General features: G+C 67.9%; 16 protein-coding genes, 1 tRNA gene and 1 riboswitch. Of the genes, 7 read left to right on the forward strand and 10 right to left on the reverse strand.

All coding sequences use genetic code 11. From position 1 onward, the window contains the following. Nucleotides 1-77 precede the first annotated feature (77 nt). The gene (gene trmB / locus ABD017_RS08255; RefSeq protein WP_343882004.1) at nucleotides 78-782 is read right to left on the reverse strand and encodes a tRNA (guanosine(46)-N7)-methyltransferase TrmB; all 705 of its coding nucleotides are present in this window, start codon (nucleotides 780-782) and stop codon (nucleotides 78-80) included. Nucleotides 783-932: 150 nt separating this feature from the next. Here trmB and ABD017_RS08260 point away from each other — a divergent pair. From ABD017_RS08260 to ABD017_RS08280, 5 genes are all read left to right on the forward strand, one after another. Continuing rightward, nucleotides 933-1,006: transfer RNA gene (locus ABD017_RS08260), tRNA-Gly, on the forward strand. Nucleotides 1,007-1,037: 31 nt separating this feature from the next. Beyond that, nucleotides 1,038-1,499 (forward strand): ATP-dependent zinc protease family protein, encoded by a 462-nt coding sequence (locus tag ABD017_RS08265; RefSeq protein WP_343882006.1) that lies wholly within the window; start codon nucleotides 1,038-1,040, stop codon nucleotides 1,497-1,499. Between the two features lie 7 nt (nucleotides 1,500-1,506). Next, the gene (rimK, locus tag ABD017_RS08270; protein WP_343882007.1) at nucleotides 1,507-2,385 is read left to right on the forward strand and encodes a 30S ribosomal protein S6--L-glutamate ligase; all 879 of its coding nucleotides are present in this window, start codon (nucleotides 1,507-1,509) and stop codon (nucleotides 2,383-2,385) included. Between the two features lie 288 nt (nucleotides 2,386-2,673). Beyond that, nucleotides 2,674-3,360 (forward strand): response regulator transcription factor, encoded by a 687-nt coding sequence (locus ABD017_RS08275; protein ID WP_343882008.1) that lies wholly within the window; start codon nucleotides 2,674-2,676, stop codon nucleotides 3,358-3,360. Beyond that, a complete protein-coding gene (locus tag ABD017_RS08280) occupies nucleotides 3,344-4,630 on the forward strand; it encodes a sensor histidine kinase (protein ID WP_343882010.1) in 1,287 nt (428 codons plus the stop codon). The genes ABD017_RS08275 and ABD017_RS08280 overlap by 17 nt, the downstream gene beginning before the upstream one ends. A gap of 114 nt (nucleotides 4,631-4,744) precedes the next feature. Here the strand turns inward: ABD017_RS08280 and ABD017_RS08285 are convergent, their stop codons facing one another. From ABD017_RS08285 to ABD017_RS08305, 5 genes are all read right to left on the reverse strand, one after another. Next, nucleotides 4,745-5,665, reverse strand: coding sequence for a branched-chain amino acid transaminase (locus ABD017_RS08285; protein WP_343882012.1), 921 nt, complete (start codon nucleotides 5,663-5,665; stop codon nucleotides 4,745-4,747). 68 nt (nucleotides 5,666-5,733) lie between these two features. Further along, a complete protein-coding gene (locus ABD017_RS08290; protein ID WP_343882014.1) occupies nucleotides 5,734-6,288 on the reverse strand; it encodes a DUF4124 domain-containing protein in 555 nt (184 codons plus the stop codon). 175 nt (nucleotides 6,289-6,463) lie between these two features. After that, the gene (gene metF, locus ABD017_RS08295; protein WP_343882016.1) at nucleotides 6,464-7,288 is read right to left on the reverse strand and encodes a methylenetetrahydrofolate reductase [NAD(P)H]; all 825 of its coding nucleotides are present in this window, start codon (nucleotides 7,286-7,288) and stop codon (nucleotides 6,464-6,466) included. A 207-nt stretch (nucleotides 7,289-7,495) separates the two neighbouring features. After that, nucleotides 7,496-8,935, reverse strand: coding sequence for an adenosylhomocysteinase (ahcY, locus tag ABD017_RS08300; protein ID WP_343882018.1), 1,440 nt, complete (start codon nucleotides 8,933-8,935; stop codon nucleotides 7,496-7,498). Nucleotides 8,936-9,017: 82 nt separating this feature from the next. Next, a riboswitch (S-adenosyl-L-homocysteine riboswitch) is annotated at nucleotides 9,018-9,127 on the reverse strand. A 61-nt stretch (nucleotides 9,128-9,188) separates the two neighbouring features. Further along, nucleotides 9,189-11,516 carry a nitric-oxide reductase large subunit gene (locus ABD017_RS08305; protein ID WP_343882020.1) on the reverse strand — a complete coding sequence of 776 codons (2,328 nt, stop codon included), beginning with the start codon at nucleotides 11,514-11,516 and terminating at the stop codon, nucleotides 9,189-9,191. A 265-nt stretch (nucleotides 11,517-11,781) separates the two neighbouring features. Here ABD017_RS08305 and ppc point away from each other — a divergent pair, with 265 nt between their 5' ends. Next, entirely contained in the window at nucleotides 11,782-14,493 is a 2,712-nt protein-coding gene (gene ppc / locus ABD017_RS08310) for a phosphoenolpyruvate carboxylase (RefSeq protein ID WP_343882022.1), read from the forward strand. A gap of 48 nt (nucleotides 14,494-14,541) precedes the next feature. On the opposite strand, the gene ABD017_RS08315 is transcribed toward ppc, so the two are convergent. From ABD017_RS08315 to ABD017_RS08330, 4 genes are all read right to left on the reverse strand, one after another. Next, nucleotides 14,542-15,303 carry a TerC family protein gene (locus ABD017_RS08315; protein WP_343882024.1) on the reverse strand — a complete coding sequence of 254 codons (762 nt, stop codon included), beginning with the start codon at nucleotides 15,301-15,303 and terminating at the stop codon, nucleotides 14,542-14,544. 361 nt (nucleotides 15,304-15,664) lie between these two features. Next, nucleotides 15,665-15,934 (reverse strand): GIY-YIG nuclease family protein, encoded by a 270-nt coding sequence (locus ABD017_RS08320; protein WP_343882026.1) that lies wholly within the window; start codon nucleotides 15,932-15,934, stop codon nucleotides 15,665-15,667. Between the two features lie 4 nt (nucleotides 15,935-15,938). Next, nucleotides 15,939-16,568 (reverse strand): glutathione S-transferase family protein, encoded by a 630-nt coding sequence (locus ABD017_RS08325; RefSeq protein ID WP_343882028.1) that lies wholly within the window; start codon nucleotides 16,566-16,568, stop codon nucleotides 15,939-15,941. A 188-nt stretch (nucleotides 16,569-16,756) separates the two neighbouring features. Then, nucleotides 16,757-18,613 (reverse strand): ATP-binding cassette domain-containing protein, encoded by a 1,857-nt coding sequence (locus ABD017_RS08330; RefSeq protein ID WP_343882030.1) that lies wholly within the window; start codon nucleotides 18,611-18,613, stop codon nucleotides 16,757-16,759. A gap of 121 nt (nucleotides 18,614-18,734) precedes the next feature. On the opposite strand from ABD017_RS08330, the gene ABD017_RS08335 reads away from it, so the two are divergent. Beyond that, nucleotides 18,735-21,641, forward strand: a complete 2,907-nt coding sequence (locus ABD017_RS08335) for a serine/threonine-protein kinase (protein ID WP_343882032.1) — start codon at nucleotides 18,735-18,737, stop codon at nucleotides 21,639-21,641. Nucleotides 21,642-21,695 lie beyond the last annotated feature (54 nt).

Genomic DNA, 21,695 nt, shown 5'->3' on the forward strand with positions numbered 1-21,695 from the left:
AGGGGGAGGAGCAAAAGCCGGTTGTTCTCCCTCCCCTGCTTGCAGGGGAGGGTTGGGGAGGGGTAAAGCTCTTGCTCTCAAACCCTGCGATACAACAAATCCCATACCCCATGCCCCAGTTTCAATCCGCGCCGCTCGAAGTGCGTCTCGATGCGCGAAGCAGGTTTCTCTGCGTATTGGCCGGGTCCCAGGTCATTGCGCCAATCCGGTGCCGCCTCCATCACGTCCAGCATATGCGTGGCGTACGCCTGCCAGTCCGTGGCCAGGTGCAGCAAGCCACCGGGCGCCATGCGCGAGGCCAGCAAGGCGACGAACTCCGGCTGGATCAGCCGCCGCTTGTTGTGCCGCGCCTTGTGCCACGGGTCGGGAAACCAGATGCGCGCCTCGGCCAGCGTGCCGGGGGTGATCTCGTGTTCCAGCACCTCCACTGCGTCGTGCTTGTACAGGCGCACGTTGGTGGCATCACGCTGGGCCAGCGTGTTCATCAGCCGGCCCACGCCGGGCCCGTGCACTTCCACGCCGATGAAATCGCGCGCGGCGTCATGCTCGCTGGCCCACGCCAGCGCTTCGCCGTTGCCGAAGCCGATCTCCATCACCAGCGGCGCCGTGCGCCCGAAGCGGGCCGAAAAGTCCTGCGCCGCGCCGCGGTAGTCGATGCCGAAGCGCGACCACAGCGTGTCGAACGCGCGCTGCTGCGCGGGCGTCATGCGCCCTTCGCGCAGCACGAAGCTGCGGATGCGGCGCATGTAGTGGGGGGCGTTGTCGTGCGGCGTGTCGGTCATGCGTTGATCGTGGATGCGTGGCGCGGCGGGCGGCGGGCCGGCTTGCCCGGGGCGAAGGGGCGGCCATTGTAGCGACTGCGAGCGTGCGCCCGGGCGCGTGTGGCGGGAGTTCCAACCGCACGAATCCCGGGTTACCATGCCGCGACCAGCGCGGGTGTAGCTCAATGGTAGAGCTGTAGCTTCCCAAGCTACTGACGAGGGTTCGATTCCCTTCACCCGCTCCATCCCCGGTCCCAGTCGACGTCTCGAACCTGCATGATCACCGCGGATCTCCTGGTACTGGGATGGCGCGAGCGGCTTTGCCTGCCGCAGCTGGGCATCGGCCTGCTCAAGGCCAAGCTCGACACCGGTGCGCGCAGCAGCGCGTTGCACGTCGATACGCTGGAAACCTTCGACCGCGATGGTGCCATCTGGCTGCGCTTCGGCATGCACGTGGGCCGCAGGCAGCCGCAGGCGATCCGTTGCGAGGCGCCGGCATTGGACCGGCGCGTGGTGACCGACACCGGCGGTCGGCGCACTGAGCGCTGGTTCATCCGCAGCGCGGTACAACTGGCCGGCCAGCAATTCGAGATCGACATCAACCTGGTGGACCGCCGTCACATGCTGTTTCCGATGCTGCTCGGCCGCAGCGCCCTGACCGGGCGCTTCATGGTCGACCCGGCCCGTTCCTATACCCAGCCGCGGCCGCCGATGCCGGCCGCGGCCCCTTGCCGATGACCCTTGCATGAAAATCGCGATCCTGTCGCGCAATACCCGGCTGTATTCGACCAAGCGCCTGGTGGAGGCGGCGCGCGAACGCGGCCACGTGGTGCGCGTGCTCGATCCGCTGCGCTGCTACGTGCGCATCGCGCCGGGCGCGGTGGCGATCCGCTACCAGGGCAAGGCGCTGCGCGACATCGATTGCGTGATCCCGCGCATCGGCACCTCCAGCACGTTCTACGGCACCGCGGTGCTGCGCCAGCTGGAGATGATGGGCGTGTACACGCCCAACCCGTCCGACGCGGTGCTGCGTGCGCGCGACAAGCTGCGCTGCCTGCAGATGCTGGCAGCCCAGGGCATCGACATGCCGGTGACGGTGTTTGGCGACAACCCCGACGACACCGCCGACGTGCTGGCGATGCTGGGCGACCCGCCGCACGTGATCAAGCTCAACGAGGGCAGCCAGGGCACCGGCGTGGTGCTGGCGGAAAAGCGCAGCGCCTCGCAGAGCGTGATCGAGGCGTTCCGCGGCCTGTACGCCAACTTCCTGGTGCAGGAGTTCGTGGCCGAGGCCAACGGCAGCGACCTGCGCTGTTTCGTGGTGGGCAAGAAGGTGGTGGCGGCGATGCAGCGGGTGGCCAGTGCGGGCGAGTTCCGCGCCAACCTGCACCGCGGTGGCAGCGCCGTGGCGGCCACCTTGAGCGCCGACGAGAAGCGCATCGCAGTGCGCGCCGCCTGCACGCTGGGGCTGGGCATTGCCGGGGTCGACCTGCTGCGCTCCAATCGCGGTCCATTGCTGCTGGAGGTGAACGCCTCGCCCGGCCTGGAAGGCATCGAGGCGGCCACCGGGGTCAACGTTTCCGGCCACATCATCCAGCACCTGGAGCAGCACGCGGGCAAGTGAACGGCTGGGCGACGGCGCAAAACACGCGGGGTTAACCGAGCTCTAACTTTCCAACGTCTATAACGATCCCACTGTTTTTGTCTGGCACCTCAACCGCGAGGCGGTGACGGCAGATGACGGTATCGGGGCAGTAGCTTGGGTCCAGGTGCGGCGACGGCGAGTCGTTTCACCTGGGCCTTTTTCTTGCCTGCGCTTCGGCGTCAGGAATGCAAGCGCCCTTCATCCAAGCTTTGTTAAGCTTGCAAACCCCAGCCGGCCCCTGCCGCCGGCTGCGTAGCGGAGTGACGCATGCGCGTTCTGGTGATCGAAGACAACACGGACATCGCCACCAATATCGGCGATTACCTGGAAGACCGCGGCCACGTGGTGGACTTCGCCGGCGACGGCGTCACCGGGCTGCATCTGGCGGTGGTGCACGACTTCGACGTGATCGTGCTGGACCTTACCCTGCCCGGCATGGACGGGCTCGACGTGGCGCGCAAACTGCGCCACGAGGCGCACAAGCAGACGCCGATCCTGATGCTCACCGCGCGCGATGCGCTGGAGCAGAAGCTGACCGGTTTCGAATCCGGCGCCGACGACTACATGACCAAGCCGTTCGCGCTGCAGGAGCTGTCGGCGCGGCTGGAAGTGCTGGCCCGCCGCGGCAAGGGCCCGCAGAGCCGCGTGCTGAAAGTGGCCGACCTCACCTTCAACCTCGACACGCTGACGGTGAACCGCGAGGGCAAGTCGATCCAGCTCAACCCGATCGGGCTGAAGCTGCTGCAGGCGCTGATGGAGGCCAGCCCCTCGGTGGTGACGCGGCAGGACCTGGAGCAGAAGGTGTGGGGCGAGGAGTTGCCGGACAGCGATTCGCTGCGCGTGCACATCCACGGCCTGCGCGCGGCAATCGACAAGCCGTTTGACAAACCGCTGATCCACACCCGCCACGGCATTGGCTATCGGATGGTCGAGCCGGATGCAGTCCAGGCGTAAGCTTCGCTTTCGATTGATCGTCTCCTTCGCGCTGTTCGGCTTCGGCCTCAGCGCGTTGTTTGCCGTGGCCGCGTTGTATGTGCGGGCCAAGGTAGAGGATCAGTTGGTGGTTTCCTCGTTGCAGCGAGATGCGGACAGCTATGTCCAGCAGATGCATGAATCGCCGGGACAGCCGTTTTATTCCAAGTTGATGACGGGTTGGGGCTGGAGCGATCGCACGCTCTACAAGGCGCCGCTGTCCTGGCAGGCATTGCCCAGTGGCGTGCACGACATCTATGAAACTGATCCGGATGGCGAAATACGGCATTACAAGCTTGCCGTGAGCCGGAAATACGGCTTGATCGCGTTCGTCAAATACGACGTCAGCCGCGACGACCTTGGCAAGCAGCAACTGCTGATCAGCGTGATCGGCGCGGTGTTCCTGTTCGGCCTGCTGTCGCTGGTGCTGGGGCTGTGGCTTTCGCGCAAGGTGCTCAAGCCGGTGACCGAGCTGGCCAATCGTCTGCGCGACTTCCGCAAGGTGGGCAAGGCCGAGCCGCTGGCGCCGTATTTCGCCGACGACGAGGTGGGCGAGCTGGCACACGCGCTGGACGAGTATTCAGCGCGGCTCACCGCGATGGTGGAGCGCGACCGCGAGTTCAACTCCGACGTCAGCCACGAATTGCGCACGCCGCTGGCGGTGATCGCCAGCACCACCGAGCTGCTGCAGGGTTCGCCCGATCTCACCCCGAAACTGGCCGAACGGCTGAAGCGGATCGAGCGCGCCTCGCGCCAGGCCACCGAGCTGATCGAGGCGCTGCTGCTGCTGTCGCGCGCCGAGCGTCGCGGCCCCACCCGCGGCGAAACCACCGAGGTGGGCAAGGTGGCGGCCGACGTCATCGAAAGCCAGCGTCCGCAGGTGCGCGGCAAGCCGCTGACGATCGAGCTGGCGGTGCGCGAGCCGGCGGTCAGCGTCAACGCGCCGGCCTCCGTGCTGGCGGTGGCGCTGACCAACCTGATCGGCAACGCGATCAAGTACACCCTGGAAGGCTCCGTGCGGGTCGAAGTGGGTGACGGCCGCATCGAGGTGATCGACACCGGCCCCGGCATCAAGCCAGAGGACGCCGAGCGATTGTTCCAGCGCGGCGTGCGCGGCGAAGGCGCCGGGGGCAGCGGCGCCGGATTGGGCCTCGCGATCGTGCGCCGGCTGTGCGAGCTCTACGGATGGGATGTCTCCATGCGCCCGCGCGACGACGGCAACGGCGCGGTGGCCTGCATCAAGTTCGGCTGAGCTCTTGGCTCCTCCCCCTGCTTGCAGGGGGAGGCTGGGAGGGGGTGCTTTTGACGTCGGCGAAGAGCACCCCTCCCCAGCCCTCCCCTGCTTTGCAGGGGAGGGAGCAGGCGGCTACACCTGCTCCAGCCAGCCCCACTTGTCGTGCGTGCGGCCGTCGAACAGGCCGAAGAACAATTCCTGCAGGCGCAGGGTGACGCGGCCGGCCTTGCCGGTGCCGATCTGTTTGCCATCGACGGAGCGGATCGGGGTGATCTCGGCGGCGGTGCCGCACATCAGGATCTCATCGGCGAGGTAGAGGTATTCGCGCGGCAGGTCGCGCTCGACCACCTCGATGCCGTCCTCGCGGGCCAGCGTCACCAGCGTGTGGCGGGTGATGCCCGCCAGCAGCGAGGCGCTGGCCGGCGGCGTGTGCAGTACGCCGTCGAACACCAGGAACAGGTTCTCGCCCGCACCCTCGCTGAGCAGGCCGGTGGACGCCAGCGCGATGCCCTCTCCGAAACCGAGCCGGCGCGCCTCGCGCGCGATCAGCTGGCCGGAAAGATAATTCCCGCCGGCCTTGGCGCCGGCCGGGATGGTGTTGGGCGCGAAGCGCTGCCAGCTGGACACGCAGGCGTCGATGCCGTTCTCGAGCGCTTCGGCGCCCAGGTAGGGGCCCATCGGCCAGGCGGCCACGGCCACGTCGATCGGTGTATCGGCGGACAGCCCGAAGCCGCCCAGCCCGCGATAGGCCACGGGGCGCAGGTAGGCGGCGTCGAGGCCGTTGCGGCGGATGACCTCGCGGCAGGCGGCCGCCAGCTCGTCGGCGCTGTACGGGATCGTCATGTCGTAGACGCGGGCCGACTGGTAGAGCCGGTGCAGATGGTCGGTGAGGCGGAAGATCGCCGCGCCGTCAGGTGTCGCGTAGCTGCGGATGCCCTCGAACACCGAGGAGCCGTAGTGCAGCGCATGCGACATCACGTGGGCGGTGGCGTCCTGCCAGCGCTTGATGCTGCCGTTCTGCCAGATCCAGTCGGGGTATTGCTGCTGCGCCATGGTGGGTTCTCCGTGGGGAACCACCATGATAACGCTGCCCGCCAATGCCGACGTGATGAGCCCAGCCGTCAATCCGCGTTGCGCAGCCACAGGCAGCCGGCGCGGTGCACCAGGTCGAAATGCCATTGGCGCGAACCGCTGCCCGTGCGATCGGCGACGTCCAGCACCAGCATCGATGCGGCCGGCGTGGCCGTTGCGGGCACCGCCGCGTCGGGATAGGGCGCTCCCGTGCTGTTGGCCGGCGCGGGATCGCCGGGAAACTCGATGCCCAGCAGTGGCTGCCGCACCAGGTTGGCCAGGGCCTGGATATCGGCGATGGCGGCTCCGCGGCCGTAGCCGTTCCAGAGCATCAGGCCGGCCAGCCGATTGGCATCCTGCTGCGCGAAGGCGTCCACCACGCCTTGGCGCAAGTCATCGCGGGTGGCGGCGCACAGCATCGGCGGCGCGGCTGGCGGCGCGTCTTCCGGGCTGGGCGATGCACGCACCGGCGAGGCCTGCATGGTGGCGCAGGGTTGGTCGGTGAACACGGGGTTGCCGCTGGCGCCGATGCAGCGATGGATGGCCGTCTGCGCCGGGGCCATGACGGGCAGGGCGGCGACCAGCAGGGCGAAAGGCAAGCGCATGGTAGGCAGCATAGCTCGCTACCCAGAGAGGCCCGATCAGTTCTTTGCCGTCATTCCAGCGAAAGCTGGAATCCAGTGCCTCCATGTGACAGCCGAGGCACTGGATCCCAGCGTGACCGGCCCTTCGGCCGTTGAAAAGCGTTTCGCTGGGACGACGATTCCTCAGGACTTCGCCCTACGCCAGTTGCTTCAGCACCGCCTCGGTGGCCTTGGCCCGGTTCAGCGTATAGAAGTGCAGCCCCGGCGCACCGCCATCGAGCAGGCGCCGGCACAGCGTCGTCACCACCTCGGTGCCCAGCTTGCGCACGGCGTCGGCATCGTCGCCGTGGGCGCGCATGCGCTGGGTGATCCAGCGCGGGATCTCGGCGCCACACATGTCGGAGAACCGCTGCAGCTGGCTGTAGTTGGTGATCGGCATGATGCCCGGCACGATCGGCACGTTCACGCCCAGCCGCTGCACGTCGTCGACGAAGCGGAAATAGGCATCGGCGTTGAAGAAATACTGGGTGATCGCGCCATCGGCGCCGGCGTCGACCTTGGCCTTGAAATGCTGCAGGTCGCGCAGGGCGTCGTCGGCCTGCGGATGGGTTTCCGGGTAGGCCGCCACCTCGATGTGGAAATGGCCGCCGCTGTGCTCGCGGATGAAGCGCACCAGTTCGGCGGCGTAGCGGAAATCGCCCGGCGTAGCCATGCCCGAGGGCAGGTCGCCGCGCAGCGCCACGATGCGGCGATAGCCGGCGGCGCGGTAGTCGTCCAGCAAGGCGGCCAGCTCGGCGCGGTTGCCGCCCACGCACGAAAGATGCGGCGCGGCGGACAGCTTGTGCTGCTGGTGCAGGTGGCGCGCGGTCTCGCCGGTATAGCTCAGGGTGGAGCCGCCGGCACCGAAGGTCACCGATACATAGTCCGGCTGATACGACTTCAGCGCCGTCACGGTGCGGTCCAGCTGCACGCGCTGCTCTTCGGTCTTGGGCGGAAAAAACTCGAAACTGACGGCCGGCATCGTGGGGCTCCCTGTCGTGATGCGGGCAAGTATATCTTTGTTTCGCGATGAAGCGATGGATGGCTGGGTTGGGGAGCGGGGAACGGGGAACGGGGAACGGGGGCGCTCTGGCTGGTCCGCATGGTGGACACAAAAAACGGGACGCAGCGCTGCGTCCCGTTTTCCGGGGAACCCGCTTTCCGTTCCCCGTTCCCCGTTCCCGGCTCCTCAGTACCGGTAATGCTCCGCCTTGTACGGCCCCTCCACCGGCACGCCGAGGTAGGCGGCCTGGGTGGGGGTGAGCGTGGTCAGCTTCACGCCGATCTTCTCCAGGTGCAGGCGCGCGACCTCTTCATCCAGTTTCTTGGGCAGGATGTAGACCTTGTTCTCGTAGCTGTCCTTGTGCGCCCACAGGTCGATCTGGGCCAGGGTCTGGTTGGAGAACGAGTTGGACATCACGAAGCTCGGATGGCCGGTGGCGCAGCCGAGATTGACCAGGCGGCCTTCGGCCAGCAGGAACAGCGCGTGGCCGTCGGCGAACACGTACTTGTCCACCTGCGGCTTGATGTTGATCTTCTCCACGCCGGCCAGCGCGTTGAGCGCATCGACCTGGATCTCGTTGTCGAAGTGGCCGATGTTGCACACGATGGCCTGGTCCTTCATGGCCTTCAGGTGGTCGATGGTCAGCACGTCGCGGTTGCCGGTGGTGGTGACGTAGATGTCGCCGCGGCCCAGCGTGCTTTCGACCGTGTTGACCTCGAAGCCTTCCATCGCCGCCTGCAGCGCGTTGATCGGGTCGATCTCGGTGACCACGACGCGCGCGCCGTAGGCACGCAGGGAGTGCGCGCAGCCCTTGCCGACGTCGCCGTAGCCGCAGACCACGGCCACCTTGCCGGCCAGCATCACGTCCATCGCGCGCTTCAGGCCGTCGGCCAGCGATTCGCGGCAGCCGTACAGGTTGTCGAACTTGGATTTCGTCACCGAGTCGTTGACGTTGATCGCCGGCACCAGCAGCGACTTGGCCTCGGCCAGCTGGTACAGCCGGTGCACGCCGGTGGTGGTCTCCTCGGAGACGCCCTTCCAGTCCTTGACCACGGTGTGCCAGTAGCCCGGGCGCTCGACGGCCACGCGCTTGAGCAGGTTCTTGATCACCTGCTCCTCGTGCGAGGAGGCCTTCTCGTCCACCCACTTCGAACCGTTCTCCAGCTCGTAGCCCTTGTGGATCAAGAGCGTCACGTCACCGCCGTCGTCCACCACCAGCTGGGGCCCGAGGAAACCGCCCTTGCCGTCGGGGAAGGAGAGCGCGTCCAGCGTGCAGTCCCAGTATTCCTCCAGCGTCTCGCCCTTCCAGGCGAATACCGGCGTGCCGGTTTTCGCGATGGCGGCGGCGGCGTGGTCCTGCGTCGAGAAGATGTTGCACGAGGCCCAGCGTACGTCGGCGCCGATGTCCTTCAGCGTCTCGATCAGCACCGCGGTCTGGATCGTCATGTGCAGCGAGCCGGTGACGCGCACGCCCTTGAGCGGGGCATCGGGCGCGTACTTGCGGCGGATCGACATCAGGCCCGGCATCTCGTGCTCGGCGATGTCCAGCTCCTTGCGGCCGAAATCGGCCAGCGAGATGTCGCGGATCTTGTAGTCGTGCGTGGTTTCTTTGAGTGCGGCGTTCATGGATATCTCCGGTTAGTGCGAGCTTTTGTGAAGCGTCCGGCCATGGATGGCCGGTCCTGCTTCGCGAAGCGACTCGCGTAAAAGCAACCGGGCGCCGTTGTGGAACGTGCCGCGCCGAGCCTGGCCGTTTTCCGTGACACGCGCAGGCATCCGCCTTAGCGTTCACGAACGGTCGCAGCGCCCCTCGGCGGGCAAGCGAAGCGGCCATTGTAACCGGAAGCCCCGGCGGCATGAATCCGCCGGGGCACCCTCGCTACGGCGCGCGATCGGCGGCCACGCTGCCATCGGCGCGCATCAGCCGCCAGCCCTTGACCGCGGCGATGAACAGCGGCACCGAGCCGAACACGATGAACACCATGTCGCCCGGCATGCGCATCCATTCCAGCGTCTTGGCCACCGTGTCGCCGGTGAACGCCGGCGAGCGGGCGTGCCAGTAGCCGTTCTCGATCACGTCCCACATCTGCCAGACGCCGCCGGGGAACAGGCTCAGCGCCATCATCAGCACCAGCCCGCCGTTGGTGCCGAAAAACGCCACCTTGATGTACTTCTCCACCGCCGGCCAGCGCCTGTCGTCGATGGTCTGGCGCAACACGAAGACCATCAGCGCGATCGCCAGCATGCCGAACACGCCCATCAGGGCGGCGTGGCCATGGTTGGGCGTGAGGATGGTGCCGGTTTCGTAATAGCTGACGATCGGCAGGTTGATCAGGAAGCCGAACACGCCGGCCCCCACGAAATTCCAGAAACCCACCGCCATCAGGAAATAGAACGTCCACTTGTGCGGGATGTTGATCGCCTTGCCGCATTCGTCGCACTGGCCGCGCGTGGTGCGCACGAACGCCCACGCGTCGAGCGTCAGCAGGGTCAGCGGCACCACTTCCAGCACCGAGAACAGGCCGGCCAGCGCCATGTTGATGTGCGTCTGCCCGCTGAAGTACCAGTGGTGCCCGGTGCCGACCAGGCCGCCCAGGAAATACAGGATGGCGTCCAGGTAGATCACCCGCAGCGCGGTGTTCCGGCGGGCCAGGCCCAGCTGGTAGAAGGTCAGCGCCACCACCGTGGTGGCGAACAGCTCGAAGAAGCCTTCCAGCCACAGGTGGATGATCCAGAAGCGCCAGGTGTCGACCACGGTGAAGTTGTCGTGCGATCCGATGAACAGCGCCGGCACGTAGAACACCGGTACCGCCAGCGCGGCAATCAGGAACATCACCGCCAGCGGCCGCGCCTGCGCCGTCACCACGCGCGGGCGCACCAGCGTCCACAGCATCGCGAACCACGCGAACAGGCCGACCACCAGCAGCACCTGCCAGAGTCGTCCCAGTTCCAGGTATTCCCAGCCCTGGTTGCCGAGCCAGTACCACCACTGGCCCAGCTGCTGCGATACGCCGGCCCATTCACCCAGCAGGCTGCCCACGATCACCACGGCGAAGGCGCCGAACAGCAGGTGCACCCACAGCGCGAACGAGCGCGGCTCATCGCGCCGCAAGGTGCGTCCAAGGAACAGCGCGGCCGCCACGTAGGCGGTGGCGATCCACAGGATCGCGGTCTGCAGATGCCAGGTGCGCAGCAGGTTGCTGGGCAGGATGTTGTCCAGCGGGAACCCGTAGAAATCGCCCGGCTCCGCCCGCGAGTGGGCGATGGCGCCGCCCACCAGCGTCTGCATCAGGAACAGCGCCGTCACCACCACGTAGAACTTCACCAGCGCACGCTGGCCGGGGCTGGCCGCGCCCGGCAGCACCTGCGGGTGCACGTGGTGGCCGTGGCTGATCCAGCCCAGGTTCTCGAAGCGCCCGAAAATCAGCAGCACCGTGGCGATGCCCGCCAGCAGGACCACCAGGCTGAGCGCGCTCCACAGCACGGCGCCACCGGTGGGCACGTTGCCCACGCTGGGGTCGTACGGAAAATTGTTGGTGTAGGAAAAGTTCTTGCCCGGACGATTGGCCACCGACGCCCACGCCGCCCAGGTCACGAACGCGCTGAACTGGCGGATCTCGGTGGGGTCGGTGATCAGGTTGGGCTTCAGTCCGCCATTCTCGGCGGAGCGCTTGAAATAGCCGGCCCAGTGCGGAATCTGCTTGCGGTACGCGTCCGCTTCGGCCGCGGTCAGCCGCAAGGTGTCGCTGTCGGCATCGTAGCGGTTGGTTTTCAGGACCACCGCCGTCTCGGCGCGCAGCGCGGCCCGCGAACCCTCATCCAGCTGATCGGATGGATTGCCGAAGCGTTGCAGCGCCAGCGCCTCGGAGACGTCCATGCCGATCATGTGCAACGCCAGCGCCGAGTAGTCCGGGCCCAGGTAGGCGCCATGGCCCCAGATGCTGCCGTTGTCCATCAAGCCGTAGCGCAACATCACTGCCTGGCCGTCGCGGATGTCCGCGCCGGTGAACAGCGTGGTGTTTTGCGCATCGACCACCTTGCCGGGGATCGGCGGCGCATGCCGGTAGGCCAGCGTGGTGATCATCACCAGCAGGGCGAAGCCGCCCACCATCACCATCACCAGGGTGCGCACCCACCATGGCGACACCGGGCCGTCATCGCCCAGCAACGGTTCGGAAACGGTATGAGCGTCGACCGGCGTAGTCATGATCAATCCCCTGGCGGCTGTGGAAGACAGGCACGGCGAGTGGGCGAACGGACGGCTCATGCGGCGGCAGGCGCCGCGTCGCGATGCATGGTTCGGTCCCGCTGCAGCAGATAACGCGCCGTGCGCGAACATCATGTGTCGCGTTCCGCCACGGATGCAAGTGGGCGGCCATGGCGAAAGGGCAGTAAAGACGTCCAAAGCAAAAATTTTCCGCTGCGCTGCACAATTCGCTAAACTGGCACGCTGACCAGGTTGGAGCGCACCCATGCAAGACAATCGCGAACTCGAGTTTCTGCCGCATGACGGTCCCCTGCGCGAGGACGTCAGCCGCCTGGGCGCGATGGTGGGGTTGATGCTGGCCGAGCAGGAAGGCCCGACCTTTTTCGAGCGCGTGGAGCAGGTGCGCACGGCGGCGATCCGGCGCCGGCGCGAGGGTGCCTCGGTCGATGAACTGGGTCATTCGCTGGCGGGGCTGGACGCCGCGGATGCCGAAACGCTGGCGCGCGCGTTCGCGACCTATTTCCAGGCGGTCAACACGGCCGAGCGCGTGCACCGCATCCGCCGCCGCCGCGATTATCAGCGCGAGGGCGGCACGCCGCAGCCCGAATCCCTGCTCGACGTGCTGGGCCGGTTGAAGGCCGAGGGCGTGCAGGCCGACGAGCTGCTGGGCTGGCTTGAGCAATTGTGGATCGAGCCGGTGTTCACCGCCCATCCCACCGAGGCGGTACGCCGTTCGCTGCTGGAGAAAGAGCAGGCGATCGTGAAGTCGCTGGTGGACAACTTCAACCACAACCGCACGCCGCAGGAGCGCATCGAGGACGACGACCGCATCTACATGGCGTTGTCCGCCGGCTGGCAGACCGCCGAGGCCTCGCCGGTGCGGCCCAGCGTGCAGGACGAATACGAGCACGTGGGCTATTACCTGGCCAATCCGGTCTACCGCATCGTGCCGGCGCTGTACGAATCGCTGGCCCGCTCGCTGCAGGAGGTCTACGGCGTCGCGGTCAAGCTGCCACGGCTGCTGAGTTTCGCCAGCTGGGTGGGTGGCGACATGGACGGCAACCCCAACGTGGGCTCCGACACCATCGCCTCCAGCCTGGCGTCGCAGCGCGCCCAGGTGCTGGAGCGCTACCTCGAGGACGTCGACGCGCTGGCCCATCACCTCAGCCAGACCGAAGGGCGGGTGGGCGTGGCGCGCAGCCTGCGCGCGCGGCTGGCGGAATACCGCGAACGCTTTCCGGCGGCCGCGGCAAAGATCCGGCCACGCCACCTGGACATGCCGTATCGCTGCTTCCTGGTGCTGATCGCCGCGCGGCTGCAAGCCACGCGCGACGATCAAAAGGACGGCTATACGTCCGCCGCCGAATTGACCGCCGACCTGCAGCTGATCGCCGACAGCCTGTTCGACAACCTCGGCCTGCACGCTGGCGCGTATGCGGTGGAGCGGTTGATCTGCCGCGTGCGCAGCTTCGGCTTCCACCTGGCGCGGCTGGACCTGCGCCAGGATTCGCGCGTGCACGACGACGCGCTCGCCGCCCTGCTGAACGATGCCGACTGGGCCAGCCGGCCCAAGGCGGAGCGCGCCGACCGCCTGCGTCCCTACGCCAGCGGCGAACAGGCGTTCGGCGACTGCGACGACGAGGCGGCGAAGAACCTGCAGTCGGTGTTCATCACCTTGCGCGAGAGCCGCCAGCGTTACGGCATCGACGCCACCGGGCTGTACATCATCAGCATGGCGCGCTCGGCCGCCGACGTGCTGGCCGTGCTGGCGCTGGCGCGGCGCGGCGGGCTGGTGTCGCCGGAGCCGCCGCACGACGTGCCGTTGGACATCGCGCCGCTGTTCGAGACGGTGGACGACCTGCAGAACGCGCCGGCCTCGCTGCAGGCATTGCTGGACGACCCGGTTTATCGCCGCCACCTGGCGGCGCGCGGCGATCAGCAGTGGGTGATGCTGGGCTATTCCGACAGCGGCAAGGACGCCGGCACGCTGGCCTCGAAGTGGGCCCTGCAGCGGGCCCAGGGCGAGTTGCTGGAGGTGGCGCGCAAGGCCAGCATCCAGCTGGCGTTCTTCCATGGCCGCGGCGGCTCGGCCAGCCGCGGCGGCGCCCGCATCACCCCGGCGTTGATGTCCTCGCCGCGCGGCGCGGTGGCCGGCGTGCTGCGCGTGACCGAGCAGGGCGAGGTGATCCATCGCAAGTACGGCATCCGCGCGCTGGCCCTGCGCGGGCTGGAGCAGACCGTGGGCGCGGTGTTGCGCGCCTCGCTGCGGCCGCGCCAGGCCGACCCGCGCGAGGTGCGCTGGTCGGAGGTGATGACTGCGCTCTCGGCCGCGAGCCGCAAGACCTATCGCGCCTTCGTGGACCGCGAGCACTTCGTGGAGTACTTCCGCACCGCCACGCCGGTGGACGTGATCGAGAAGATGACACTGGGCTCGCGTCCGGCCAGCCGCCGCAGCATGCGCGGCGTGCAGGACCTGCGCGCCATCCCGTGGGTATTCGCCTGGACCCAGTGCCGCTCGATCCTGCCCGGCTGGTATGGCCTGGGCAGCGCGCTGGAGCAGGGCGTGGCGCAGTTCGGCGAGGACACCCTGGCCGAGATGGCGCGGCACTGGCCGTTCTTCAGCAACATGCTGGACGACGTGGAAATGGTGCTGGCCAAGTGCGACCTGGACATCGCCGAGGCCTTCTCCGCCTTGTCCGGCCCGCTGCACGAGGAGTTCTTCAGCCTGATCCGCGACGAGTTCGAGCGCACCCAGCGCTGGCTGCTGCGGCTGAAGAGCACCGGCACGCTGCTGCACGACTCGCCGCGGCTGGCCGTCTCGATCCGCCTGCGCAACCCGTACATCGATCCGATGAGCCTGCTGCAGGTCGACCTGCTGCGCCGCTGGCGTGCCGGCAACGGCACCGACGATGCCTTGCTGCAGGCGCTGGTCGCCTGCGTCAACGGTGTGTCGCAGGGTCTGCAGAACACAGGCTGATTGCCGGGACGGCGGCGCGCATGTACTGCGCGCCGCCGCCGCGCCGGGTCAGCCCGGCTCGCCGCGGTATTTCTCGTGCAGCGCCACCGGCGCGACCTGGCTGGCGGCGCGGCGACGCATCCACAGGTTGATCAGCTCCACGAACACCGAGAAGGCCATCGCGGTATAGACGTAGCCCTTGGGGATGTGCTGGCCGAAACCGTCCGCCATCAGCACCAGGCCGATCATGATCAGGAAGCTCAGCGCCAGCACCTTGACGGTGGGGTGGCGCTCCACGAACTCGCCCAGCGGCCGCGCGAACGCCAGCATGAAACCGATCGAGGCCAGGATGGCGGTGACCATCACCCAGCGCTGATCGACCATGCCCACGGCAGTGATGATGGAGTCCAGCGAGAACACCACGTCCAGCAGCATGATCTGCACGATCACCCCGCCGAACGTGGCCGCCGCCGTGCCCGCCGTCACCTGCTCGGTGGCGCCTTCCAGCTTCTGGTGGATTTCGTGGGTGGCCTTGGCGATCAGGAACAGGCCGCCGCCAATCAGGATCAGGTCGCGCCACGAAAAGGCGTGGCCGAACAGCGAAAACAGCGGCGCGGTCAGCCCCACGATCCAGGCGATCGTCAGCAGCAGTCCCAGCCGCGTCACCGCCGCCAGCATGATGCCCAGGCGGCGCGCCTTGTTGCGCTGCTCGACCGGCAACTTGCCGGCCAGGATCGAGATGAAAATGATGTTATCGATGCCAAGCACCAGCTCAAGTGCGGTCAGCGTGGCGAGGGCGATCCAGATTTCGGGATTGGCCAGTAGTTCCATGGGAATCTCTCGGGTGGACGGGAGCGACGGCAACGCCGCCGATCATGCGCCGCGTGGCGGGTGGGGAAGTGAAAAGCATCGCGACTGAGGCCGCCCCGCGGCGGTGCGGTCAGCCTTGTGGGAGCGGCTTCAGCCGCGATGCTCTTGTCCGGGTTTTCGGTGCGGCTCCTGCGGGCTCATGGGCCACGGCCGCCAGCTGGTCCGGATGGACGCGCCTTCGCCGTGGATCGGCGAAGGTCTTGCTCGCAAACCGCCTGGCGGCTTGCCGCTGCGCCGGGGCGGATGCCCGTAATGACGACGGCAGCGATTGGGAGCTACTCCCCTTCCTGGACGATGCTAGCACGGCGCCGGGCGCGCGATGTCACGGTGACGTTCGCTCGCGCAACGCCGCGATGCGCCGCGCCCGTGGCAGCCGCTTCCAGGCGATCTCCAGCCGCAGCGCGTCACCGTGGCTTTCGACCCAGACCCAGCCCAGCAAGCGCTTCGGCGGGTTGGAGCGGGTGAAGCGCGCGCCCTTGCCGGCGAGGTGAGTCGCGTAGCGCTGTTCGGGGTCGCGGGCGATACCGGTGTAGACGCGGCCGTCGGCGCATTCCAGCAGGTACACCGCCCAGGCAGCGGCGGCCTCGCTCATGCGGTCAGGCCCACTCGACCAGTCCTTCGGCATCGCACACCCGTTTCCACGACGGTCGCGCCTTCAGGCGCGCGGCCAGTGCCGCCAGCTGCGGCCACTCGGTGGCCGGCCTGGGCATGTTGCGCGACCAGCGCATCAGCATCAGCGTGTACAGGTCGACCACGCCAAACGTGTCGCCGAGCAGGTAAGGGCCGTGCGCGGCGAGGTGGCTGTCGAGCTTCGACCAGCACTTCTCGATGCCGGCACGCGCGGCCAGCCTGATCGTGTCCGCGCCTTCCGGCAGGTGGTCGCCGGGATAGAACCACTGGCGAAACAGCGGTTGCAGCGAGTTGGCCAGATAGAACATCCACTGCAGGTAGTCCGCGCGCAACGGGCTGGCCGGCGCCGGTGCCAGGGCGGCCTCGGGGTGACGCTCGGCCAGCAGCATCGCCAGCGCGGCCGCCTCGCCGTGCGGCACGCCGTCGATCACCAGCGTGGGCACCACACCGTTCGGATTGATCGCCAGATACGCCGCACTGCGCTGCTCGCCAGCGTCCAGATCCACCCGCTTCAGCGTGTGCGGCGCGCCGATTTCCAGCAGCGCCAGGTGCACCAGCAGGTTGGCCGAGCCGGGGGCGTAGTAGAGCGTGTACATGGACGTGTCCGCGAATGAGGTCAGCAGATGATACGGCGGAAGCGTCCCCCCATCCGCCCTTCGGGCACCTTCCCCCGTTGCACGGGGGAAGGAAGCGATCGAACCTCTCGCAACAACCAGTTTCCTTCCCCCGCTTGCGGGGGAAGGTGCCCGAAGGGCGGATGGGGGCGCTTTTCCGCCCCGCCCGATCAGCCATCCAGCTCCGCCCAACGCGCATAGGCCGCGTCGAGTTCGGCCTGCAATGCCACCAGCGCCTCGTTCGCCTTGACGATCGCGGCGCTGTCCTGCTGGAAGAAGGCCGGTTCGTTCATCGCGGCGGTGCGCGCGGCGATGTCGCTTTCCAGCTGCTCGATGCGGCCGGGCAGCTGCTCCAGCTCGTGCTGCTCCTTGAAGCTGCGTTTGCGCTTGGCTGTCGGCGGCGCGGCGGGGGGCGGGGCAGGCGACTTGGCGGTGGCGGCCGTGCTGCGCGGCGCCGGCCGCTGCCGCAGCCAGTCGCTGTAGCCGCCCACGTATTCGCCGATCCGGCCTTCGCCCTCCAGCACCAGCGTGCTCGACACCACGTTGTCGAGGAAGGCGCGATCGTGCGAGACCAGCAGCAAGGTGCCCTGGTAGTCGGTCAGCAGTTCTTCCAGCAGCTCCAGTGTCTCGACGTCGAGGTCGTTGGTCGGTTCGTCCATCACCAGCAGATTCGACGGCTGCGCGAACAGCTTGGCCAGCAGCAGGCGGTTGCGCTCGCCGCCGGAGAGGCGGGTGATCGGCGCGCGGGCGCGCTCGGGCGAGAACAGGAAATCCTGCAGGTAGCCGATGATGTGCTTGCGCTGGCCGTTGAGCTCGATGTACTCGCGGCCTTCGGCCACGTTGTCCAGCGCGTTGAGCTGGTCGTTGAGCTGCAGCCGGTGCTGGTCGAAGTAGGCGATCTCGATGTTGGTGCCCAGCTCGGCGCTGCCGCGTTGCGGCTTGAGCTCGCCCAGCATGATCTTCAGCAGGGTGCTCTTGCCGGCGCCGTTGGGGCCGATGATGCCGATGCGGTCGCCGCGCATCACCGTGGTGCTGAGGTCGTCGATCAGCACGCGGCCGTCGTAGGACTGGTGCACGTGCTCGAGCTCGATCACCTTCTTGCCGGAGGCCTGCGCGTTGGCCGCGGTCATCCTGACGTTGCCGCCCAGCTCGCGACGCTGCGCGCGCTCGGCGCGCAGGGCTTTCAGCGCGCGCACGCGGCCCTCGTTGCGGGTGCGCCGCGCCTTGATGCCCTGGCGGATCCACACTTCCTCCTGCGCCAGCTTCTTGTCGAAAGCCGCGTTCGCCTGGGCCTCGGCGTGCAGGCGCTCCTCGCGCCGGCGCAGGTAGTTGTCGTAGTCGCCGGGCCAGTCGGTGAGTTGGCCGCGGTCGATCTCCACGATGCGGGTGGCCAGCGCGCGCAGGAAGCTGCGATCGTGGGTGACGAAGACGATGCTGCCGGCGAAGGATTTCAGGAAACCTTCCAGCCAGCCGATCGCCTCGATGTCGAGGTGGTTGGTCGGCTCGTCCAGCAGCAGCACGTCGGGCTTGCGCACCAGCGCCTGCGCCAGCAGCACGCGGCGCTTCATGCCGCCGGACAGCGCGGCGAAATCGGTCTCGCCGGGCAGCTCCAGCTGGGTGATCACGTCGCCGACGCGGCGATCCAGGTCCCAGCCATGCCGTGCCTCGATCTGCTGCTGCACGTCCCCCAGCGCGTCGAAATCGCCCTGCTCGAGCAGGTGGTGGTAGCGCGCCAGCAGCCGGCCCAGGTCGCCCAGCCCCTCGGCGACCACGTCGAACACGCTGCCGGCGGTGCCCTGCGGCACCTCCTGCGCCATGCGCGCGATCACCACGCCGTTCTGCACGCGCACCTCGCCGTCGTCGGCCTGCAGCTCGCCGGCGATCAGCTTCATCAGCGTGGACTTGCCTTCGCCGTTGCGGCCGACGATGCACACCCGCTCGTTCGCCTCGATCGACAGGTCGACATGTTCGAGCAGGAGCGGGCCGCCGATGCTGAAGTCGACGCGTTGCAGTTGGATGAGGGACATCCGCCCATTGTAGCGGCTACGGCTTGGAAAGCCGTCCGGCGGCGGTTTGCGGGCCGCGCCCGCAGGGGCCGCAACCGGCGCGCCAGGCGTCTATACTGGCCGACCAACACGGGGGTGGGGGATGACCAGGCAACTGACCGATCGCTATCGCGAGGCGAAGCTTATTGCCATGGCCGCGATCGAGCTGAGCGGCGAGGCGCGGGCGGCGATGATCGCCTCGGCGGTGGGTGACGACGAGGATCTCGATCGCGAAGTGCGCTGGATGATCGACGCGATCGAGAGCAGCCACACCGCGCCGATGCCCGGCGACCAGATGCAGACCGCCGACCTCAGCGGCCACGATGCGCAGGCCGCGGCGCCGCGGCATTACCGCTTGCTGCGCCGGCTGGGCGAGGGCGGCATGGGCACGGTCTACCTGGCCGAGCGCACCGACGGCGATTTCGTGCAGCAGGTGGCGCTGAAATTGCTGCAGGCCTCGGCGGAGGGCTCGCCGGTGCTGCTGGAACGGTTCACCCGCGAGCGGCAGATGCTGGCACGGCTGGAGCACCCGGGCATCGCGCACCTGCTCGACGGCGGCGTGTTGACCGACGGCAAGCCGTTCCTGGCGATGGAGTACGTCGAGGGCGAGCGCATCGACGCCTGGTGCGAACGCCACGGGGCCGACCTGCGCGAACGCGTGCTGCTGTTTCTGAAGGTGTGCGCGGCGGTGGAATACGCGCATCGCAACCTCATCATCCATCGCGACATCAAGCCGGCGAACATCCTGGTGACGGAATACGGCGAGCCGAAACTGCTGGATTTCGGCATCGCGCGCATCATCGACGAGCAGGCCGACGTCGCCGCCACCGCCACCGGCGCCCACGTGCTCACCCTGGCGTATGCCAGCCCCGAGCAGATCGAACGCCAGCCGCTGACCACTGCCGCAGACGTCTATTCGCTGGGCGTGGTGCTGTACCAGCTGGTGTCCGGGCGGCGGCCGTTCCAGCACCTGGTGACGCCGCACCTGCTGACCAACGCCATCATCGGCGGCGCCGTGGTGGCGCCCAGCCGTGCCGCGAAAACCGCGACGAGAGAGCCGGACAGCGCGAAGGCGCCCGGTTTTCCGGTACCGGCCGATATCGATGCGATCGTGCTGAAAACGCTGCGCCGGCATGCGGCCGAGCGCTACGCGACCGTGGGCGAACTGGTGGCGGACCTGCGCCGCTTCCTGGCCCGTCATCCGGTACATGCGCGGCGCGGCGTGCGGCTGTACCGCATGCGTCGCTTCGTGCAGCGCAACCGCTGGCCACTGGCGGCCGCCTCGGTGCTGTTGATTGCGGTACTCGCCGGGCTGGGTTCATCGCTGTACGCGCTTGGCCAGGCGCGCACCCAACAGCAGCTGGCCGAACGCCGGCAACAGCAACTGGAGCGCATCGTGCACTTCCAGCAGTCGATGTTCGACAGCGTGGACATCGATGCGATGGGGCATGCGATCAAGCGCGACCAGGAGCGGCAACTGGCAGCCATGCTCTCGACCGCCAAGGGCGCAAGCGCGCGCGACAAGAGTGCGGTCGAAGAGATGCAGCGCACCTTTGCGGGCATCTCGGCCACCGACACCGCCCGCAACGTGCTCGATACCTACGTGGTGACGCATGCACTGGACAGCCTGGACGCGGCGTTCGCCGATGCGCCGAAGCTTGCCGCCGACATGCGTCAGTCGCTGGCCCGCGTGTTGATCAACATCGGCAGCTACCCGCATGCCGTGGCCGAGCTGCGCAAGGTGTTGGCGGCGCGCGAGACGGCCACGCCGGCAGACGCCCAGGCGCGGCTTTCGGCGCAGGTGGACCTGGCCGTGGCGCTGTACCGCAAGGGCGAGCTGGGTGCCGCGGCGCAGCTGTTCGAACAGTCCAGCGGGGAAGCATCGTCGCTGCCGCTGGCCGCGCCGCTGCGCGTTGCCGCCGAGGCCGGTCGCGCGCGGGTGCTGGCCGCGCAAGGTCATCTGCAGCAGGCACTGGCGCTGCAGCAGCAGCTGTACAAGCAATTGGAGCCATTGCTGCCGGCGACCGACGCCGGCGTGATGGAGCTGCGGCAGGATCTGGTGACCACGCTGATCGGCCTGGGCATGCGTGACGAGGCGCGCAAGCAGGCCGAAGCGCTGGTGGCGCTGGATCGCAGCAAGCTGGGGCCGGAGCACCCCGAAACGCTCAAGGCGATGGTGGTGCTGGCCAAGCTGCTGCACTACCGCCACGAGTACGAGAAATCGCTGGCGCTGGCGCGCGAGGTGGCGGTCATTCGCGAGCGCAGGCTGGGCGCCGATCATCCCGAAACGCTGAGCGCGCAGAACATGGTGGCCACCGACCAGGTCTACCTGGCGCAGGACCCGGCCGCGTTCGCGCAGGCCCACGCGCTGCTGGACCGCGTGGTGGCGGCGCGCGAGCGGCGGCTGGGGCCGGATCATCCGGACACCATGGCTTCGCTCACGGTGATGGTGCGGCTGCTCTCCAAGCAGGGGCATTTTGCCGACGATCCGGCCACCGCGCAGGGGTTTTACGCAAAAGCCATCGCGCTGGAGCGGCGGATACTGGCGTCGCATGAACGCATGCTGGGGCCGGATCACCCGCACACGCTGATGGCCCACGGCAGCCTGGCCAGCCTCATGAACGCGGCCGGCCAATACAAGAGGGCATTGGCCGAGGCCGAGCTCACGCTGGCCGGCCAGCGCCGCGTGCTGGGCAACGAGCATCCCATCATTTTCGGCACGTTGACCCTGATTGGCGACATCAACAGCGATGCCGGCAACTGGAAGGCCGCCCGCGACGCCTACCGGCAGGCGTTGGAGGGAAGGGAGAAACTGCTGGGGCCGCGTGACGCGCATACGATCGAGAGCGCCTCGCGCCTGCATTACGCGCTGGCAGAACTGGGCGCCGAACGTGCCGCCCAGGGTGTTCGCCAACAGTATCTGGACCCCGTGATCGCGATGAACCCCGCCAACCTCAACGCCAGCATGCGAAGCGTGCGCGACGAGGCCATCCGCATGCTCACACCCTGACCCCTTCGCGCTTCTTCCCCCCGGGCAGCGCGGGAGAAGCGCAGTCCGGCTGCC

The sequence above is a fragment of the Rhodanobacter caeni genome (genome assembly GCF_039523575.1).
Taxonomy (GTDB): Bacteria; Pseudomonadota; Gammaproteobacteria; order Xanthomonadales; family Rhodanobacteraceae; genus Rhodanobacter; species Rhodanobacter caeni.